Annotated in this window: 16 protein-coding genes; 14 read left to right on the top strand and 2 right to left on the bottom strand. The window is 33.5% G+C overall.

The window, feature by feature from the left end; all coding sequences use genetic code 11:
* The first annotated feature begins 43 nt into the window (after nucleotides 1–43).
* The 14 genes from A2530_RS08635 to A2530_RS08570 all read left to right on the top strand — a co-directional run bounded on the left by A2530_RS08635 (nucleotide 44) and on the right by A2530_RS08570 (nucleotide 18,822).
* The gene (locus A2530_RS08635; RefSeq protein WP_294883090.1) at nucleotides 44–673 is read left to right on the top strand and encodes a transposase; all 630 of its coding nucleotides are present in this window, start codon (nucleotides 44–46) and stop codon (nucleotides 671–673) included.
* A 30-nt stretch (nucleotides 674–703) separates the two neighbouring features.
* Complete coding sequence (locus tag A2530_RS08630) at nucleotides 704–2,095, top strand: cobyric acid synthase (RefSeq protein WP_294883092.1); 1,392 nt, start codon at nucleotides 704–706, stop codon at nucleotides 2,093–2,095.
* A 31-nt stretch (nucleotides 2,096–2,126) separates the two neighbouring features.
* Nucleotides 2,127–5,123, top strand: coding sequence for an N-6 DNA methylase (locus A2530_RS08625; protein WP_294883095.1), 2,997 nt, complete (start codon nucleotides 2,127–2,129; stop codon nucleotides 5,121–5,123).
* Nucleotides 5,113–5,751, top strand: a complete 639-nt coding sequence (locus tag A2530_RS08620; protein WP_294883098.1) for a hypothetical protein — start codon at nucleotides 5,113–5,115, stop codon at nucleotides 5,749–5,751. The genes A2530_RS08625 and A2530_RS08620 overlap by 11 nt, the downstream gene beginning before the upstream one ends.
* Before the next feature lie 3 nt (nucleotides 5,752–5,754).
* A complete protein-coding gene (locus tag A2530_RS08615) occupies nucleotides 5,755–7,398 on the top strand; it encodes an ATP-binding protein (RefSeq protein WP_294883101.1) in 1,644 nt (547 codons plus the stop codon).
* Nucleotides 7,399–7,694: 296 nt separating this feature from the next.
* Complete coding sequence (locus tag A2530_RS08610; RefSeq protein WP_294883103.1) at nucleotides 7,695–7,910, top strand: CopG family transcriptional regulator; 216 nt, start codon at nucleotides 7,695–7,697, stop codon at nucleotides 7,908–7,910.
* Nucleotides 7,900–8,154: a type II toxin-antitoxin system RelE/ParE family toxin gene (locus A2530_RS08605; RefSeq protein ID WP_294883106.1), complete on the top strand. Its 255-nt coding sequence runs from the start codon at nucleotides 7,900–7,902 to the stop codon at nucleotides 8,152–8,154. The genes A2530_RS08610 and A2530_RS08605 overlap by 11 nt, the downstream gene beginning before the upstream one ends.
* Before the next feature lie 23 nt (nucleotides 8,155–8,177).
* Nucleotides 8,178–8,681: a bifunctional adenosylcobinamide kinase/adenosylcobinamide-phosphate guanylyltransferase gene (locus A2530_RS08600; protein WP_294883108.1), complete on the top strand. Its 504-nt coding sequence runs from the start codon at nucleotides 8,178–8,180 to the stop codon at nucleotides 8,679–8,681.
* On the top strand, nucleotides 8,678–9,406 hold the full coding sequence (locus A2530_RS08595; protein ID WP_294883109.1) for an adenosylcobinamide-GDP ribazoletransferase: 729 nt from the start codon (nucleotides 8,678–8,680) through the stop codon (nucleotides 9,404–9,406). Before A2530_RS08600 ends, A2530_RS08595 begins: the two co-directional genes overlap by 4 nt.
* A complete protein-coding gene (gene cobC, locus A2530_RS08590) occupies nucleotides 9,403–10,014 on the top strand; it encodes an alpha-ribazole phosphatase family protein (RefSeq protein ID WP_294883111.1) in 612 nt (203 codons plus the stop codon). The genes A2530_RS08595 and cobC overlap by 4 nt, the downstream gene beginning before the upstream one ends.
* Complete coding sequence (locus tag A2530_RS08585) at nucleotides 10,001–11,056, top strand: nicotinate-nucleotide--dimethylbenzimidazole phosphoribosyltransferase (protein ID WP_294883113.1); 1,056 nt, start codon at nucleotides 10,001–10,003, stop codon at nucleotides 11,054–11,056. The genes cobC and A2530_RS08585 overlap by 14 nt, the downstream gene beginning before the upstream one ends.
* An 84-nt stretch (nucleotides 11,057–11,140) precedes the next feature.
* Nucleotides 11,141–15,004, top strand: coding sequence for an EAL domain-containing protein (locus A2530_RS08580; protein WP_294883116.1), 3,864 nt, complete (start codon nucleotides 11,141–11,143; stop codon nucleotides 15,002–15,004).
* The gene (locus A2530_RS08575) at nucleotides 15,005–15,715 is read left to right on the top strand and encodes an outer membrane protein OmpK (RefSeq protein ID WP_294883118.1); all 711 of its coding nucleotides are present in this window, start codon (nucleotides 15,005–15,007) and stop codon (nucleotides 15,713–15,715) included.
* Nucleotides 15,716–15,804: 89 nt separating this feature from the next.
* A complete protein-coding gene (locus tag A2530_RS08570) occupies nucleotides 15,805–18,822 on the top strand; it encodes an EAL domain-containing protein (protein WP_294883121.1) in 3,018 nt (1,005 codons plus the stop codon).
* Here A2530_RS08570 and A2530_RS08565 read toward each other — a convergent pair.
* Nucleotides 18,819–19,028: a hypothetical protein gene (locus A2530_RS08565; RefSeq protein WP_294883124.1), complete on the bottom strand. Its 210-nt coding sequence runs from the start codon at nucleotides 19,026–19,028 to the stop codon at nucleotides 18,819–18,821. The genes A2530_RS08570 and A2530_RS08565 overlap by 4 nt on opposite strands.
* Complete coding sequence (locus tag A2530_RS08560; protein WP_294883127.1) at nucleotides 19,018–20,778, bottom strand: Na/Pi symporter; 1,761 nt, start codon at nucleotides 20,776–20,778, stop codon at nucleotides 19,018–19,020. Before A2530_RS08560 ends, A2530_RS08565 begins: the two co-directional genes overlap by 11 nt.
* Nucleotides 20,779–20,964: the final 186 nt, after the last annotated feature.

The following is a 20,964-nucleotide window of genomic DNA, read 5'->3' as shown; positions in this document are numbered from 1 at the left end:
TTGTATTTATTGTAATAAAAAAGTGTATAAGCTTACAAATGGAATGGTTAAATGCTCTTCTTGTGCGAAAAAATACAGTCCTTTAAAATTACAGCGAGATTTTGATGTACTAGATGCATTTATCGAGTCACTCACTGCAAGAGAGTGTGCAATAAAACTAAACTTGAGCTATCAGATAGTTTTTAACAGATATGAGCATTTACGAAAACTAATTGCTAGGCACTCACATGACTATTATGAGGATAAAAGAGATAACCTTGATGAGTTTGAAGAGTATGTGTATATATGCAAAAGTAAGAAAAAAGATTATAAAAACATTATTGATTCTCAAAACTTCATAACCTTTGCTTACAAAGATAAGGTTTATAATTTTTTGCTTCCATCTTTAAAAAAATATCAAACTAAGCCAGATGAAGGTAAATCAGAAATAGTACATGTAAATGAGTTTAAAAAATTTATGATAACCAACCATATCTCGAAACTCAAAAATATTGAAAATATAATTACAAAATTCTGGAGATTCTTTGAAGATTTTATAACTCCATATAAAGGCGTAAAAAGTGAATATTTTTTAGGTTACTTAAAAGAAGCAGAGTTTAAATTTAACTACACAAAACAAGAACAAAAAGAAATATTAATGAGGTTATGGAAAAATGAGTACAATATCAAATAAATTACCATTGCTAAAAGAAAACAAACTAAAATGAACTCACTAAGCATATTCGGCACAAGCTCTGACGCGGGAAAGTCAATTCTCTCTTTTGCCATAACCTACCTTTTGCATCATCGCGGCATAAGTGTCGCTCCGTTTAAAGCGCAGAACGTCTCAAACAATTCACATGTAACGGATGAGATGTGCGGAGAGATAGCCATCCCACAGCATTTTGCGGCAGAGGCTATAGGCTTAAAAACCACTCCTTACATGAATCCTGTTTTGCTCAAATCAGGCGGAGCGTCAAAAGCCCACATGATACTAAACGGCAAAAGCGTGGCAAACAAAGATGTTTGGGAGTATTACCGCGATATCGACACACTAAAACCAGTTGTAAAAGAGGCGTTTTTAAAACTAAAAGAGAAGTATGACGTCATAGTAGCCGAAGGTGCTGGAAGCCCTGTCGAGCTAAATCTTATGGATAAGGACCTCTCAAACATATACATTGCCGATGAGTTTAACACAAAGATAATTTTGGTTGCAGACATCCAGCGAGGCGGTGTTTTCGCCTCAATCTACGGCGTTTATAACCTGCTTCCAAAAAAACTGCAAAAGAATGTTATAGGCGTTATTGTAAACAAGTTTCAAGGCGACATGTCACTCTTTGATGAGGGCAGAGTTATCATAGAAAAAGAGTTCGGCATAAAAGTTTTGGGCGTTGTTCCATTTAAACCTTTTAACTTAGGATTTGAAGATAGCGAGTCTATTATGAATTACGTTCAAGACACCTCAAAAGCGATTATAAAAGTAGGAGTGATAAAACTTCCCCATATTAGCAACTTTACGGACTTTGAGCCTCTTGTGGCAGACAAAGAGATAGAACTCACATTTGTCTCAAATGCCAAAGATTTATCTACATGTGATGTTATAGTTTTGCCGGGAAGCAAAAGAGTCGTGGATGATTTGGCTTGGCTGAGAGAGCGCGGATTTGAGAAGATTCTAAAATCTAAAAAACAAAAAATCGTGGCAATCTGCGGCGGTTACGAGATGATGTTTGAGAGGATTTTAGACCCTGAAATGGTTGAGTCAGAGCTTCAAGAAGTTTTTGGTTTTGGGCGGATAAAAGGCGATGTAATTTTTGCAAAAGAAAAAATCGTAAAAAAAGGATGCTATCATCTTTTTGGCGAGATGATATGCGGCTATGAGATACACAACGGGGTCGCAAAGAAAAGGTGTAAAAGCAAAAAGAATCTTTATGCGACTTTTGTTCACGGGATTTTTGAGAGCGACGAATTTCGCCATAAACTCTTTAGCGAGATAAATCCAAACTACAAAGGATATAACTTTAAAGAGCACAAAGCAGAGGCTATAAAAGAGTTTGCGGGGCATATAGAGTTACATGTAGATATGGATTTTATAGAAAATGAGTTATCTTTTAGGTAGAATTAATAAAAATATTTTTAAAGGTTAAATATTGTCTCTACTTCAAGCCTCTATTCTCAAGACATATAAACAAGATGAAGCATTAATCGCCAAAAGATGGGCAAAGTTTCAAGAGTTTTTATCAAAAGTTGAGTATATCAAAACTCAAAAAGAAGAAAAATACCAAGATGGCTTTTTAAGAGATATTTTTGAAGCGTGTCTGGGTTACACTCTCGACATAACAAATCCAAATGACTTTAACCTTGAGCGGGAAAAGAAAAACGAAACAGACTCTAAAAAAGCCGACGGTGTCATCTATGTAAACGGCGATATTGTCGGGGTGGTGGAGCTAAAAGACCAAAAAACAAAAAATCTCGATACGGTAGAATCTCAAGCGTTTAACTACCATGCTTCACACTCCAACTCAAAATACATCATCATCTCAAATTTTGATGAACTTCGATTTTACATTGACAAAAAAACAGCCTATGAAAAATTCTCACTTTTTACTCTTAACTACGAGGAGTTTAAAAAGCTTCACTTGCTTTTGTCGTACGAGAGCATAAAGAGCGATATACCGCTAAAACTAAAAGAGAAGTCAGCTTCGTTTGAGCAAAACATATCAAAAGAACTCTACAAAGATTTTTCACTTTTTAGAACGCATCTTTTTGAAAATATTGTGAAAAACAATGATTTAGATAAATCTTTACTGCTTCGTCTCACCCAAAAACTCTGCGACCGCATCATCTTCATACTCTTTGCAGAAGATAGAGGGCTTTTAACGCCAAACACCATCAAAGAGATAAGAGAAAGACACAAAAATGACGGTTTTGGCGATAGAGGCATGTATGACTATTACAAGCTTTATTTTAATGCCATAAACACAGGAAATCAAAAATTAAACATTCCAAAGTACAACGGCGGACTTTTTGCAAAAGATGAAATGCTTGACAGCCTCATCATAGATGACATGTACCTTGATATGGAAGCTCAAAAACTAAGCGATTATGACTTTGAGAGCGACATCGGTGTGAACATTTTGGGGCATATATTTGAACAGAGTTTGACAGACCTCGAAGAGATAAATGCCAATATTGACAACATCGAGTTTGACAGCAAAAAATCCAAACGCAAAAAAGACGGAGTGTTTTACACGCCTGAGTACATCACAAAGTACATAGTGGACAACACGCTAGGAAAACTTTGCAGTGACAAAAGGCAAGAGTTAAAACTAACAGACATCACACCACCAAAGAGCCCTAAAAAACCGACAAAACAAGAACAAACCCAAAAAGAAAATCTTGAAGAGTACCGAAACTGGCTTTTAAATCTCAAAATCCTAGACCCTGCATGTGGAAGCGGAGCGTTTCTAAACCAAGCCCTTGATTTTCTCATAAAAGAGCATGAGAGCCTACAAAAAGATTTGGTAGTTATGGGCGACATCACCGCCTACTACGAGATAGAAAAATCTATCTTAGAGCATAATATCTATGGCGTAGATATAAATGAAGATGCGGTAGAGATAGCAAAACTCTCACTCTGGCTAAGAACGGCGAGCAAAGGAAGAGAGCTTACGAGTTTGGCTGGGAAAATCAAGTGCGGAAATTCACTCATAGACGATAATACTGTAGCTGAAAACGCTTTTGTCTGGGAAGATGAATTTCCAGAAGTATTTGCACAAGGTGGCTTTGATGTTGTGATTGGGAATCCACCATGGGGAGCAAGTTTACCAATCAATCAAATTAAACATCTTCAAATAAAATATCCAGATGTTACATCTAAAAGTAATGATAGTTATTTATTTTTTACTTTATTGTCTTTAGGTATTTTAAATAAAAATGGAATATTTGGATTTATTATTCCTAATACTTGGATGTTAATAAATACGGCAAAAGATATTCGTGAAAAACTTTTAGCATATGAGATATTAAATATAGTAGATTACGGTGATGGTGTTTTTGAAAATGTTACAGCTGAAAGTTCTACTATTATTATCAAAAATAATATTCAAAATGATAGTAATGTAAAAGTTGAAAAGTTTAAAAATAATAATCAAATTTTAGAAAATTTTATAAATAAAAAGAATTGGCGTGCTGATGCATATAAAAGAATCATTTTAGAAAAGAGCAATGAGATTTATAATTTTATTTTTAAAATTACAGATAAGACTACAGTATTTTCAAACTTAGCAGAAATTATCTGGGGAATTAAACCATATCAGGTTGGACATGGAACCCCAATACAAACAAGAGATATGCTAAATGATAGAATATATCATTCAGATATAAAAATTGATGATACCTATAAACCACTACTAATAGGTTCAAATATAAATAGATATAGCTTGTATTTCAATGATAATTTGTTTATAAAATATGGAAATAATTTGATGTATCCTTCAAATGAGCAAAAAATGATAAGTCCAAAATTACTTATGAGACAAACAAGTGATATTTTAAGAGTAGTTTACGATCAAAATTCTTTTTATTGTCAAAATTCAATTTTTATAGTTACGTCTGATAAAATAAATTTAAAATATTTGAATACTCTTCTAAACTCAAAATTATTGAACTTTTTATATTCGATGGAAAACCCTCAATCTGGAAAGACTTTTGCCGAAATAAAGCCTAGTGTTATTAAAGATTTACCTATTAAAGAAATCTCAGACTCACAACAAAAACCATTTATCCAAAAAGCGGACAAAATGCTCTCACTCAACAAAGAGCTTCATGAGACAAAACAAAACTTCTATGACATGTTAAACCAAGACAAGCTCACAAAAAAACTCCAAAACTTTGAAGAGCTGGAGTTTGAAGAGTTTGTAAAAGAGTACGCGAAAGCGAAAAAACTAAAATTTGCCGACAAACTGCAAGAACGCAACTTCAAACAAGAGTGGCAGAGCCTTTTTGAGAACGACAAAGCCCTTACATGTAAACTAAAAGAGGAAATCTCCACAACCGACAAAGAGATAGATAAAATGGTCTATGAACTTTATGAACTGAGCGATGATGAGATTAAGATTGTGGAGGGGAAAGCAAATGCAATGTAATCTTGAATTATTTCGGAATCTGATTAAAAATTGTTATCCTGATAGTGCAGAAAAAGTTATAAAAATATTAAATAGTTTGGATGAGAGGCTTCAATACGCTTGCTATTATCATGATGCTTATAAACAATCAAAAAAAGAAGATTGGTATATTGGTTCACGAGCAAATATTGTTGCTTTTATGCAAAATTTGCATTCAATGCACGATACATTGGGACATCTAATTTATTATATAATGGATTTTAAATTAAATGAAAGGGAAATTAATTTATATAATGTTTTAAATAAAATCGATAAAAACCAACATGAAACACTTAAAAATCTACTGACAACTTTAAGAGAACATAGTGACTTTAAGTATTTAAATGATTATGTCAATTATTCAAAACATCGACACATAGTCGTTCCTATTTTTAATTTTGGTATTCCCAATAAGCAGGAATTTGGATTTCATTTTGATGCATTTTGCAAAGACAACACGGATTATCCAAGAAAAAAAGTAGATGATTTTCTATCAGATGAATTTAATCGTGAATTTGAACTTGTCAAACAGATAGAAAATGAACTTATTGCTATATTAGAAAAAAGACTCTCGTCAATTCAAAAAAATAAATCAACTATTGGATATTGAATTATGAACATACAAAAATACGAAAACAGCACCATCGAATACAAAAGCCTCAAAAAAGCAGTTGGGAAAAGTGCAGATTTAAAAGATTTAGCGAAAACTTGTGTTTGTTTGGCAAATACTCAAGGTGGCTATCTTTTTATAGGAATCGAGGATAAGGACAAGTTACCGCCATCTGAGCAAAAAATAGATCCAGAAGAGATGAATGAGATAATCAAAAAATTGCGAAGTCTTACGGATAGTGTTGGACTTGTAAATCCTGAGATCAAAACTCATGAAAATGGTGGAGAGTTTTTTATTATCCAAATCTATCCATCCATGAAAACAATTGCAATCACAAGTGATGGAAGAGTTTTTATAAGGATAGGTGATGAGTGTGTGGCTATAAAAGGAGAAGAACTCACACGACTTGCTCATGAAAAAGGGGCTTTTCAATGGGAACTTGTGGTTACAAAAACTCATATATCACAAATAGAACCTGAAAATATCATGAAATTCATACACGAGATAAGAAGTTCAGATAGAGTAAGCGATTTTATAAAAAATCAGATTGATTCAGATATATTGGAATTTTACAAACTTACGGACGATAATTATCTTACAAATTTGGGTATCTTGTGGCTGGGTGATTTTAAACAACGCTCCAAACTTAATTATCCCATTACTGTGCAATACATCGTTTATGATAAAGATGAAAAGAAGATAAGAAAAGTGGATTGGAATCTCAATCAATTTAACCCAAAAGAACTTTTACTTGAAATAGAAAAAGAAGCTATCGAGTTAAATTATAGTTTTGAATTACCAGATGGAATGTTTAGAAAATACATAAGACACTATGCAAAAGATGTAGTTAGAGAATTACTTGTTAACGCTTTTGTTCATAAATCTTTTACAATTTCAGGAGATATTTTTATATCTCTTTATAAAGATAGATTAGAAATAAAAAATCCAGGTGGATTGCCTCTTGGAGTTACAAAAGACAATATTTTGCATCAAGTACAAAGAAGAAATCCACATTTAATAGATACTTTTAAAGCTTTAAAACTAATGGAAAGCGAGGGAAGCGGCTATGACTTAATTTATGAAAAATTAAGTCTTGATGGTAAATCATATCCTAGAATAGAGAATGACATTAATTTTGTAAAAATTACTATATATTCCAATATTTTAGATAATGATATTTTACAGATTATTGATTATTTAGCTAAACATTATCAATTAAATCAAAAAGAAATAATTACACTTGGTGCAGTCGTAAGAAGTAAAAAAATATCCGGATTTGATTTATCAAAACTTTTACAACTTGGCGATGATAGGCTTAGATATTGGGTTGATACTCTTGTGGATAAAAAAATACTCTTAACCGAAGGTAAAACAAAAGGATTGATGTATATGATAAATCCAAAGATTTTATCATCTGTTGAACATGATTTGAAACCTAGTTTAAAAACGATGGAAGAACCACATCTTAAAGCACTTATCAAAGAAGACTTAAAATTACATCCAAAAAGTAAAATATCCGAAATTCATCAAAGGATAGATGATTTGGATATTTCGTACTTAAGAAGAGTAGTTTATAAAATGGTAGTAAGCGGTGAAGTTGAAAAAGAAGGTGAAAAGAAAAATATGGTTTATTTTATTGGCAAATAAAAAATAAATTTTATGATAAATGAAAAACAAATTTTAAATAATCCCTATTTTAAGGGGTTTGCTTTATTTTTGTTTATTTATTTTGAAAATAAAACAAGAGCAATAACAACGCCCCTGTGAGTGAATCTCCACTTTCTCTCGTTCCCAGTAATCTAGCTTTGAAGCAAGAAAAGTACAACTAGTCATACTAGATGGTTCTTAAAAATAGGTGTCAGCCAATATTTATTGCAACCGAGTGTGGGGCATTGTTTCTCAAAAGTATGGTAAAATATGGCAAATATTTGAAGGTTGGTAAAATGACTAAAAAAATAACCATAACGCTTGAAGAGAGTTTAATCGAAGAACTAGCGGTTGTAGCAATGGATAGCGGGAAGAAAAAAGCTCAAATCATCAGAGAAGCATTACAGGACTATTTTGACATTCAAGCAGTTACAAAAACAGTTCAAGAGTATAAAATGGGTACTTTAAAAACGGTTTCTCATCAAGATGTAAGAGCAACTCTTGGCTTATAACATCGAGTATGACCCAAAAGCCATTAAGCAACTCCAAAAAATGGATAAGAGTGTGGCTTCAAAAATACTTGATGGCATAGAAGAGTTTGCATCAAACCCAGTACTTACAAAAATCAAAAAACTAAAAACCCCTTTTGACGGAGCATATAGGCTTAGAATCGGAGACTATAGAGTTCTATTTTATCAAGAAAATGAACTTATGCTAATATCTAAAATAGCCCATAGAAAAGAAGTTTATATATAGAGCAAATTAGATAAACTTTCAAGATGAAAACAAAAAAAACACTCTTTATCGGCGGTATTAAAAGCGGAAAGTCGTTTAATGCCGAGCTCTACATACTCAAAGGTTCAGTTTCAAAACCAACATATCTTGCTACAACCGAGTTTATAGACAAGGAGATGCAAGAGCGCATAGATGAACATAAACAAAACAGAAGCGACAAATTTAACACTATTGAAGAACCTCTAAAACTCTATAACGCCATAACAGAGTGTGACACTCCTGTTTTAGTTGAGTGTGTTAGCATGTGGATAAACAATATGCTATATCACGGCTTTAATTTTCTTGATATGAAAAAGGAGTTAGAGAAGATTTTGGAGCTTGATAAAAGCGTTGTTTTTGTACTAAACGATGTCGGCGGCGGAATCATTCCAGACAATGCTCTTGCACGCGAGTTTATAGACATAAGCGGAAAACTCTCACAGCTAATTGCCCGAGAATGCGATGAAGTTTATCACACTATTGCCGGCATATCAACGAGGATAAAATGAGAGAGATTTTTAAGGGTTTTGCACTTGCAGTATCGATGTTAACAACCGTTCCTTTTTTCAAAGTCCACGATTTTTACAAAGGCATAAACGGCTACGCAGTGATGTTTTACCCACTTGTCGGGTTTTTGCTTGGGCTTGTTCTTTGGGGTATTCACTCGGTTTTAACTCCTTATGCGCCCTCTTTACATGTAGGGATTATTATCTTTGTTTTGTGGGTTTTACTTACGGGTGCATTGCATCTTGACGGTTTTAGCGATACGGTTGACGGGCTTTATGTTCCAAAAGAGAGAGCTTTGGAGGTTATGAAAGATTCACATGTAGGCGGAATGGGGATGATAATAACCGCCTCGTTTTTGATAGCAAAAGCTTCTTCTTTGGCAAATTTTGAAGCTTTTTATCTTCTGCCCATAATTCTTATGCTCTCTCGCGCAGGTGCGGTAATTTTTATCTACTTTTACCCTTATGTCAGTCCAAACGGCATAAGCACTTTAGCAAAAGCGGAACTTACAAAAACGCAGATGTTTATAGCACTTTTTTACTCTGTTGTTTTGGTTGCTATATTTGACATGTGGTTACTGTTTGTTAGCTTTTTGTTAGTTTTATTTGTTATAAAAAACTTCTTTATGAAACGTTACGGCGGTTTTACTGGCGATATCTACGGTTTTAGTATTGAGGTAACGGAGCTTGTTTTGCTAAATATTTTGCTTTTTGGCTTAGGCTCATGAATATAACTTTGGTTCGCCACTGCGAGGTGGACGAGAGATACAAAAACTGCTATAACGGACACAACGACATTGGACTCTCAAAAAACGGTGAGCTTCAGGCAAAGGAACTTGCAAAAAAGCTTGACATGTCAGAGTTTGATGCAGTGTTTTGCTCAGACCTGCGGCGTGCAAAAGAGACTCTAAGACACTCCTTACACCCCAAGAGTACTTCCTCGCTATCGCTCACAGCGCATGTCAAAGATGCAACATATACTTACATGTTAAGAGAGAAGTCATGGGGCAGACATGAGGGTATGAGTTTTGATGAGATAGTCGCAAAAGAAAATATACAATACATAGACTTTTTGCAATGGATAAAAGCGCTTGACGGAGAGCCTTATGAGGAGTACATAAAAAGAGTAAAGGAGTTCTTTTTAGACTATTTACCCTCGCTTGATAAAGAGAATATCCTAGTTGTAACACATGCAGGAGTAATACGCGTTTTGATAAGCATTGTAAATAAAATAAGCCTAGAAGAGGCATTTTGCATAAAGATAGAAAACGGCTCACTCATACTCTATGACACACAAAACAAAAATTTTACAAAGGAAAAAAATGAAGACATATAACATATTTACAAACGAGGCAGATTCGCTTCCAAGCGGCAAGGCGGACTTTTTACTAGCAGCCTCGGTTACTTTAACATGTGAAATTGAAGGCATAACTCAAGCAGGGATTCCCGGCATGATACCACTGACTCCTACGCTTGATGCGGAGTTTATCATAAATGAGAGAGTTTACTCTTTGGGCGAACTTGCGGAGACGCCTACGGGCGTGCCCACACCTGCGATTATAACCAGAGCTGTGCATAACCTTACTCCCTTTAGCTCCATAGAGATTTTGGATTTGGGTCTTAGTAAAATACCGCAAAACTCTACATGTCAAAGTTTCGGCATCTTGCCTTCGGATTCCATAGCTTCGGGAGCGAATATTGATGCAAAAGCCGTATTTGAAAAAGGTATGAAAGCAGGAAGAACTTACGAGTTAAAAGGCAACTACCTTATTTTAGGAGAAAGCACTCCAAGCGGAACTACAACGGCAACGGCTACCGCTTTGGCACTCGGATATGAGTGCAGAGACGACTTCTCTTCAAGCTTTTTACATGTACCAAACAACATAAAAGATGAGACCATAAACAAAGCTCTCTCTTTAATCAATGACGAGATGAGTAACTTTCTTAAGCTCTCACATGTAAGCGACAACATGTTGATATTTTGTGCAGGATTTTTACTCGAAGCCTCAAGAAGATTTCATGTAGTTTTGGCGGGCGGAACACAGATGGCGGCATGTCTTCTTGTAGCGGATAAACTAAGAGAAGATGTTTTAATGCGTGTAAAGAGCGAAAATATAACGCTTGCAACCACGGCATGGGTGGCAAATGATGAACACTCAAATATTGCACATATCTTATCGTTTCTTAGTTATAAACCACATGCGGTATATACAACTTTTTCATTTGCTAATGCTTCTATACCCGTATTAAAAAAATATGATGAAGGCGAAGCAAAAGAGGGCGTAGGAGCCGGAGCGGCACTCGGTTATGCTTATGCAAACGGGGTTGAAAATAAAAAACTTTTAGAGACAATTGAATTTCTTTTATATTCAATTTAGTTATTTTTGTTACCAAAAACTGTTTTATTAAGCTTAATTCGGTAAAATTGTTATATTTAGATACATACGGAAAATTGCCAAAAAATGCTTTTAAAAATATTTTTAATTCTAATATTTATACAAGGTCTTGTCTATTCACAAGAAGATACGCTTCAAAAAGTAAAACTTCAACTGCAATGGAAGTACCAGTTTCAATTTGCCGGATTTATCATGGCAAAGGAACTTGGTTACTACAAAGATGTCGGCCTTGACGTTGAAATGATTGAGTACAAAGACATAGACCCTATAAACGAACTTGAAAACGACAAAGTTGACTATGCACTAATTAACTCCGTTATTGCTTATAAAGATAAAAAATTACATGACGTAACGCTACTTGCTACCTATTTTCAAAGATCCCCATTGGTTATTGCAGTTCAACCAAAAATCAAATCAATTTTAGATCTAAAAGGTAAAAAGTTTATGATTAGCGAAAGTGACAGAACCAATAGTTCACTCTCAATCTTACTAAACTATTTTAATATAAATAAAGAAAATACCTCTTTTATAGAACAAACTTATCATGTTAATGATTTTATAGAAAATAAGGCTGATGCCATTACAGCTTTTAGCTCAAACGAGTTATTTGAGCTTAATGCAAAAAAAGTACCTTACAATATTATAGACCCGGTAGAATATGGCTTCTCAACAAGTGCCAATAATCTTTTTACACAACATGACAGAGCAAAAAACAGTCCTAAACAGATAGAGAATTTTTTATCCGCAACCAAAAAAGGGTGGGAGTATGCATTTGAGCATATAGATGAAACTGTACAAATTATTCATAAAAAATACCAACCGAACAAGTCGATAGAACATTTTAAATATGAAGCAAAAGTAACGAAAGAGCTTATGCTTTTAGACCTTTATGATATCGGCGATGTAAACAAAGAGTTTGTATTAAAAACATATAAACAGTTAATCAAAAACGGTGAACTGGACAAAAACCAAAGTTCAGACAAGCTTATATTTGATGAAAAATCAATCAATGATTCCGAGAAATCTATTATAGAGTTGACGCAAGAAGAAAAAGAGTGGATAAAAAACAATAAACCGATTACTTTTACAGGCTCCCCGAATAAGCTCCCGTATGAAGCTTTTAATAAAAACGGCAACTACGTCGGAATAGTTTTTAAATATTTAAAATTTATTGAAAACATTAGCGGACTTAAATTTAAAACTATTCCTACATCTTCTTGGAGTGAGTCGCTTCAGAGTGCAATGAATGAAAAAGCTAAAGTCGTATCAAGCGATATGGCAGATGCTACACTAAGGAAAAAATTCAACCCCATTAATACCTACATTAAAAATCCGATTGTTATAGTAATGGATATGAAAAACAACTATGTAGAAGATTTAAACTCCATTGCAAACAAAAAAATAGCAGTTATTAAAAACTACGGTTACACATCCGAAATCTTTAACATGTACCCGCAAATCAAATTTATTGAAGTAGAAAATATTCAAGAAGGGTTGCAAGGTGTTTCAGAAGGAAAATATGATGTAATGCTCTCATCAATGGTTCTTGCTAATTATACAATTGCAGATATGGCTCTTTCTAATCTAAAAATAGTAGGCAAAACTCCAATCTCAATGGAATTGGCACTTTTTGTATCAAAAGATGAGCCTATACTTTTTAACATTATAAACAAGTCCATAAGCAGTATAAAAGATAAAGATAAAAATATTATCTTAGATAAATGGGTAAAACAACAAAAGTATGTGGAAAAGTCAGACTACATGTTAGCTATTTACATAGCACTTTTTATGCTTTTGATTATATTTTTCATACTTTTTTGGTCTTTGAAAATGAAACAAGAGATAAAAAAACGTATAATTATTCAAGACGAGCTGCAAAAAAGTGAACAACGCTATAAATCACTATTTAAATCAAACCTTGCAGTTTGGCTTATAATAGACCCTGTTACTCAGCAAATAGTTGACTGCAATGAAAGCGCCGAACTTTTTTACGGTTATTCACATGAGCAGATTACTAAAATGTATCTTTATGAGATAAATACCTTAACTCCAACAGAGATACAAGCGCAGATAAACAATGCTCAAACACTGAAAAAAAACAGTTTTTATTTTAAGCACCGTTTATCAAGCGGAGAAATTCGCGATATAGAAGTTTTTGCAGGTCCTTTGGAGATAGACGGCAAAACATACATGTATTCTGTTATATTTGATATCTCTGCCAGAATTAAAGCGGAAAAAGAACTGCAAAAACAGCATGACTTTTTGCAAACGGTTATAAACAGCGTTAATAGCGGGATTATGGTTATCTACAAAGATTTCAGCGTACCTCTTATGAACAATACCGCAAGAGAGATGATAGATGAGAAAATTATTCAAAATCCGCTATCGCCTAAATGCTATGAAATATCTCATCATCAGCAATTGCCGTGCAACGGAAATTCACATCCGTGTCCTCTACAAAATGTATTGCAAACAAAAGAGCGGACAAAAGTAATCCATAAACATTCAACCTTCTTTGGCGAAGAGATAATAGTTGAACTTACCGCTGTACCTCTTATAGACGAGAACGGCGAAATTTACGGTATCATCGAATCTGCGCACAATATAACCGAGCTAAAAGAGATTCAAAACAGACTAAAACATCAAGCAGAACATGATTCGCTTACAAATCTTCCCAACAGAGTTCTGTTTTTAGACCGTCTTAACCAATCTATGAAAAATGTAAAAAGAGTAAGCGGAAATATTGCAGTTTTATTTATAGACCTTGATCACTTTAAAGAGGTAAACGACTCTCTTGGTCACACTGTAGGCGACAAACTTCTTGAGAGCGTTGCAAAAAAACTTCAAAATATGATTCGCCAAAGCGACACGGTTGCACGTCTCGGCGGCGATGAGTTTGCGATTATTCTTGAACATTTCAGTAATCTTGATGTGATTATATCCATAGTGCACAATATCATGCACTCGCTTAAAGAGCCGATGATTATAGATAATCAACAATTATATGTGTCATTAAGCATAGGGATTTCAATCTATCCAAATGACGGTGTTGATGCAGATACTCTTATAAAAAATGCCGATGCCGCTATGTATAAGGCAAAACACGGCGGTCGCAACAACTATCAGTTCTACACGTCTGACATGACTGAAAAAGCTTTTGAGCGTATCGTGCTAGAGACACAGCTTCGCCAATCAATTGAGAAAAATCAAATACATGTATATTATCAACCGCAGATAGATGCTAAAAAGGAAACAATAATTGGAATGGAGGCACTTGTAAGATGGAATCATCCTGATATGGGTATGGTTTCTCCTGCTAAATTTATACCTTTAGCCGAAGATTGCGGTTATATTATCGAACTTGACGAATGGGTTATGAGAGAGGCTATCTCTCAGTTTAAAAAGTGGTACGACAAAGGGCTAAATCCAGGTGTGCTTTCACTAAATCTCTCAGCTCTTAGACTTGAACATGACGGTTTTATAGAACATACAAAAGATATTATAAAGAGTAGCAATATAGATACTTCTTGGCTCTCTTATGAAATAACGGAGAGTAAAATTATGAAAAACCCGGAAAAATCTATTAAAAAACTAAATGAGTTAAATGAACTCGGGATAAAACTTGCAATTGACGACTTCGGTACAGGATATTCATCACTCTCTTATCTAAAAAAACTTCCTATCGACAAACTAAAAATTGATCAATCTTTTATAATGGATATTCCTGATGATGCAGATGACGTTGAGATTACAAAAACTATTATATCAATGGCAAAAAATTTAAATCTTAATGTTATAGCCGAGGGAGTAGAGACAACTTTGCAGCGTGATTTTTTACTTGAAAACGGTTGTAGTGAAATTCAAGGTTATCTGTACTATAAACCTTCTCCTGCAAAGGAAATAGAAGAAATTCTAAAAGGAAAGTTATAAATGAAATTACCGCATCTTTTGATATTTTTAATTTTTACCAATACACTTAGCGCTTTTTCTACGACAAATGTTCAATATCTTTACGGTAACTTTAACGGCAACAGCGTTTTTGATACTCTTGGCAGAGGCAAACATACTATAACGGTAGAAAATTTCTCTACATATGCCTACGGTGATTTTTTTGGTTTTGTTGACTTTGCACTAACTGATGGAAAATTTAAATATGACGACAAATCATCTGATATATATTTTGAGCTGTCACCGCGTATAAGCCTAAGTAAGGTAAGTGGCAGTAACATGTCGTTTTTGTTTGTAAAAGATGTCTTTATGGCCGCTCAGTACAACAGACAACTACATAAGTTCAAAGACTATTATGCTACTTTATATGGTGTCGGAAGCGATTTAGAGATTAAAGGCTTTGATGTATTTGGACTTAATTTTTATAAAAAAAATCAAAACTTCGGTAAACACACATCTCAATTGTCTGCAAATTATATAAGCAGAAATATCTTTGATACAAACTTTACACTTGATGGTTTTACGGACTGGACTAAAGAGGATTTTTTATCGCAGAACAAGCTTCTGTATAAACTGGGTTACTTACCCCTAAGCGGCAAATTATATATCGGAACCGAATGGCACTACTACCGTGTTAAAAATACCGATACTAAATCAAATGTGCTTCAAGCAATGTTTATGCTCGTATGGTAATAAAAAGTATAAATTAATACTAAATTAATTGTGTTTGTTTATAATGATTATTCAGGTTTTTATAATTTTTTAAAAGAGGTAGTTGTTTAATGTTAAATTTAAAATCAAAATTACTTTTTCTTTTGTCTGTGCCTGTTTTATATATTTTTGTACTCTCATTTATCATTTTAAACACTTTTATAGAAGATAGAAACAGTCTTAAACTTACAAAATATCATATAGAAGAGACAGAAGCCGTCTCCAAAGTTGTTCACTTTATGCAAATAGAGCGAGGCGTTACGGCAGGAATTATTTCAAGCGGAGGCATACATGTAGAAGATGCGACCCTTCTATCTGCTAGAGAAGAGTTAGACAAAGCAAGCAGTAGGGCAAATCTAATATTTTCTAACGCAAATTTAAATGACTACATCGATATAGTCAATGTTTTAAATAAAACAAAAATAATCAGAAAAGATATAGATTCTCTAACTATGTCTGCGGCTGAGGCTAGAGACAAATATACAAAAAATATAGAAAAACTACTAAATTTTATAAAAACTATACCCTCTTCAATGAACGATATAGAAAACAGAAATTTTATCGAAGCTTACACTCGTCTGGCTATGATTAAAGAGAGCATGGGTCAAATCAGAGCAATTTTACTTGAAATTTTTACTAAAAACGAGATTTCGGACGAGACCTTTATCTCGCTAAGCGAACAACTCAAAATATGCAAACTAAATAGTATGGATTTTAAAAATATTGCGCCCGGAGAGCTGTTTGACTTCTATAAAGCAACCTACGGCGGCGAAGATCTTAATGAAACAAGAAGAATGATAGAGTTTGTTATAAAAAATAAAAACACTACGAACTTTAACGTAGAACCATCCTACTGGTTTAAAAAATCAACAAACTCTATAAATATGCTAAAAACAGTGGAAGACAAACTCTTTAGCATTGTAAATAAACAGATAAACGAAAAATTAGACTCTATTTTTTATAAAATAGCAGCAATTACGCTGTTTATAATATATACCTTTATATCACTTGTTTTTTTAATAACAATAGTTATTAGAAAAATTTTATCTTCTGCAGATATGTTAGAAGAGGAATATATAAACTCTATCTCACTCCTTGAGCAGTATAAATCAACAGTAGATAGGAGCTTTATAGTATCTAAGACAGATGCAAAAGGGATAATTACTTACGTAAACGACGAGTTTTGCAGTGTCAGCGGTTACTCAAAAGAGGAGCTTATAGGCAAACCTCATAGTATTGTCAGACATCCTGATACCCAAAAAGAGATTTTCAAATCTATATGGCATACTATTAAAGATTTAAAACAGCCTTGGTTTGGCGAAATTAAAAATCTCAAAAAAGACGGCTCTATTTATTGGGTACAAGCCGTTATAAATCCAATCCTTAGCCGCAACGGTGAACTAATAGAGTTTATTGCTATAAGAACGGATATAACGCAGCAAAAAGAGATATCGGAGTACTTTAAAGATCAGCTAAAGATATCCGTAGAAAATTTTAACTCTTCAATGCATCTGACAAAAGAGTATGAAAAAGCAATTGATATGAGTACTATATTATCAAGAACCGATATAAAAGGAAATATTACATACGTAAATGATAAATTTTTAGAAATCAGCGGATATACGCTAGATGAGCTCATAGGCAAAAATCATAGTTTTTTAAGTTCAAAAGATACTAATAAAAAGTTATATAGAAATCTTTGGAAAACTATATCAAGCGGAAATGTCTGGAAAGGTATTATGAAAAACAGAACAAAATCAGGAGCTGATTTTTGGACAAAAACAACAATAATACCTATAAAAAACCTAAACGCAGAGATTGCAGAGTTCATAGCAATTAGACATGACATAACTTCAATTGTAAAACAAAGAGAGAAGTTTGAAGAGATTGCAAGAACAGACTCTTTGACAGGGTGCGGAAACAGATTTAGACTAAATAACGACATGAGAGAGTTAAAAAATCTATCTCTTGCCATTTTCAACATAGACAACTTTAGACAGATTAACGACTTTTTCGGGCATCAATTCGGGGATTTGATTATCATATCGATTGCAAATAAGATATATAACCACATTGCAAAAAATAATAGTAATCTGAAATTTTACAGACTTCAAGGAGATGAGTTTGTTGTTTTGGCTATTGACTATCATAAAGATGCATTAGTTTCAAAAGTTAAAGATATTTTAGACCTTGTCAAAGAACGAATCACAGTACAAAAGGAGGAGATAGCTATCTCTTACAGTTGCGGAATCTCTTTTGAAGACAAAGCGCATCTTTTATCAAGTGCAAATATGGCGTTAAAAGTTGCGAAAAAAAATAATATCGACTACCTTGTATATGATGAGTCTATATCTCTAAATCATGAGTATGAAAACAATATATATTGGTCGAAAAAATTATCAGACGCTATAAACAACGACAACATAGTTACTTACTTTCAGCCCATTGTCAACAACTCAAACTTAGCTTATGAGAAGTACGAGTGTTTAGTTAGGATAATAGATAACGGCAAAGTTATATCTCCGTTTTTCTTTTTAGACATTGCTAAACAAACCAGACAATACTTTAGTATTACCAAAACCGTTATTCATCAAGCATTTGAGAAATTCAAAGATATGGATAATGAGTTTTCTATAAACTTATCTATAAAAGATATTTTAAATGAGCAGATTTCTGAATATATTTTAAATATGCTTCAAGAGTACAACATAGGTTCAAGAGTAGTTTTTGAGATAGTAGAATCAGAATCCATTGAAAATTTTGAAGGTGTCATGAACTTTATAAATCAGGTAAAAAAATATAATTGTAAAATAGCAATTGATGATTTTGGTACAGGATACAGCAACTTTGAGTATCTTATAAAATTAAAAGCAGATTATCTAAAAATAGACGGCTCACTGATAAAAAATTTAAACTCAGACAACAACACGCTCATAGTAGTCTCAACAATTGTCGAATTTTCAAAGAAACTCGGTATGAAAACTATTGCTGAGTTTGTTGAAAATGAAGAGATATTTAATACGGTAAAAGAGTTAGGAATAGATTACTCTCAAGGGTACCATTTTTCAGCCCCTAAAGCCGAACTCTAAACTCTATCAAGCAGTTTTTTAAGTATATAGAGCTTATCTTTTAAATCATTAAGCTCTTCATCTGAACACTCTTTGCTTTTTATCTTTTTTCTTGTCTGCTCAATCTTTTCAAAAAGCTTCTCTTTTAATTTTTCTCTTTTTTTCTCATCGTCTATCTCGCTGAAAAAAAGCTTCTCTATCCCCTTAAACACTTTGTCAATTTTCATTTTTTACTCCTAATATTCTTATCTCTTTATCTTTAATCCACAATATTGTAGCCGATTCTATAAGTTTTCGTGATACGTCATAGGCAAAAGCACTGTCGTTGATAAGAGAAGTTGCCATTTTTGAGTCAATCTTGTTTTCCCTTATAAGTATGTCTATCTTAGAGTTTTTTATACTGTCTAGGGATTTGATATTTTCTCTTAGCAGCTCAAGTGAAGAGATAATATCCAAATCATCGTCATGCTCTTTTAGCTTTTCTATAGCATCTATCGTCTTAGCTATATACACTCTTAGATTGTTATATTCCTCTTTGATGTATGCGTTTTTTGATTTTAGATAGTAAAAAATATTTTTTTGTAAATCTCTCATATTTTTAATAGCTTCTACAATATCCCGCGAAGCAAGTTTAAGGTCATAAACCCTGTTTTTATCATTTTCGTTCATATTTTCTTGCGAAAGCGTAGAATAGTGTATGATGTCACCGTAAAGAGACTTTATCTTATTTGTATAGAACTCGTTTATATCCGTGTTTATGCTTATCTCTGAATTTTTTACCGCACTCTCTATATCTGCACTTTTTATAAACTTATGTCTATGCAAAAACATAGAGTGAGAAATCGCTTCAACCGCACTGTCGTAAAGATGAATCGTCTCTTTTTTTATCGACTCTATTGCGGCATCGGGTACATGTATAACTACATTATCAAGATAAAGCGGTTTTAGAGCGTACATGTTAACCTCTATAAAAAGCGTTTGGAGATATTTTACCAACTGATGCGTAAAAGGCGAAACTACAATCACGCCGATGAGATTAAAGATAGTATGAAAAAGTGCTAGCTTCATCGCATAATCACTATCGTTAATACCTATCTTTGAGGCTAAAAAGATTGTAAAATCGCTTAGTTGATAAAGAAAAACTATTGCAATTAGCGCAGTAGTTATGTTAAAAATAAAGTGCGCTACAGCTACTCTTTTGCCGTTTGAATTTGAAGAGATAGAGCCGAGTATTGCAGTAATAGTGGTACCTACATTTGCACCGATAGCAAGTTCAAGAGCATTTATATAGATGATTTGATTGGTTGCCAAAGCGGTTATGATTAACGCCATTGTGGCACTGCTTGACTGCATTATAACAGTCGCGGCAAGTCCAAGCGATATGTAAACCAAAGCACCGAAATAACCATGAACTGCAAACTTTGAGAGATCAATTCCTTTTTGTAAAACTTCAAATCCGTCTTTCATGTATGCTATTCCAAGAAAAACAAACCCAAGTCCAAGAAGTATCTTTCCGACTCCCTGATAGCTTTTGCTCTCTGAAAACTTAAGGACTGCTCCAAAGATTACCATAGGCATTGCATAAGTAGCTATATCTATCTTTACGCCAAAAGATGAAACTATCCATGCAGTAGCAGTTGTTCCTATATTTGAGCCGAATATTACGCCGATTGCACCGCTTAGGGTTATGAGTTCAGCACTTAAAAATGAGATAACGATTATAGAAACTAAAGATGAACTTTGCATAATAGACGTAGCCAAAATACCCGTGCCTATCGCTTTTGGAAGAGTGTCGGTGCTTACATGTAGAATCTTCTCTAAAAGACCGCCGCTAAATAGTTTAAATCCATCTTCCATAAAAACCATACCTATTAAAAATATGGCAACACCTGCTATTATAATCTTGTAGTCGTTACTGTAAAAAACTATAAATGCTAGAACTATCAAAAAGAGTTGATAATAATATTTTTTTAACATCCGCAACCTTTTACTATATAGCTATTGTTTAGCATATTACTATCTTTTGATTTAATTTTACTTTTTTTAATTAACTTGACATTACGTTATATAAAATAATATACTTCGCTTCATATAATTGAGAGTTTTGATTCAATATAGATTACTTCGTCGCAGACAACTCAATATTAGAGATTTTATCTAAAA

This window comes from Sulfurimonas sp. RIFOXYD2_FULL_34_21, assembly GCF_001830805.1.
Classification (GTDB): Bacteria; Campylobacterota; Campylobacteria; order Campylobacterales; family Sulfurimonadaceae; genus Sulfurimonas.
Note: the sequence above shows the minus strand (reverse complement) of the source record. Positions and strands in the feature narration are given on the sequence as shown.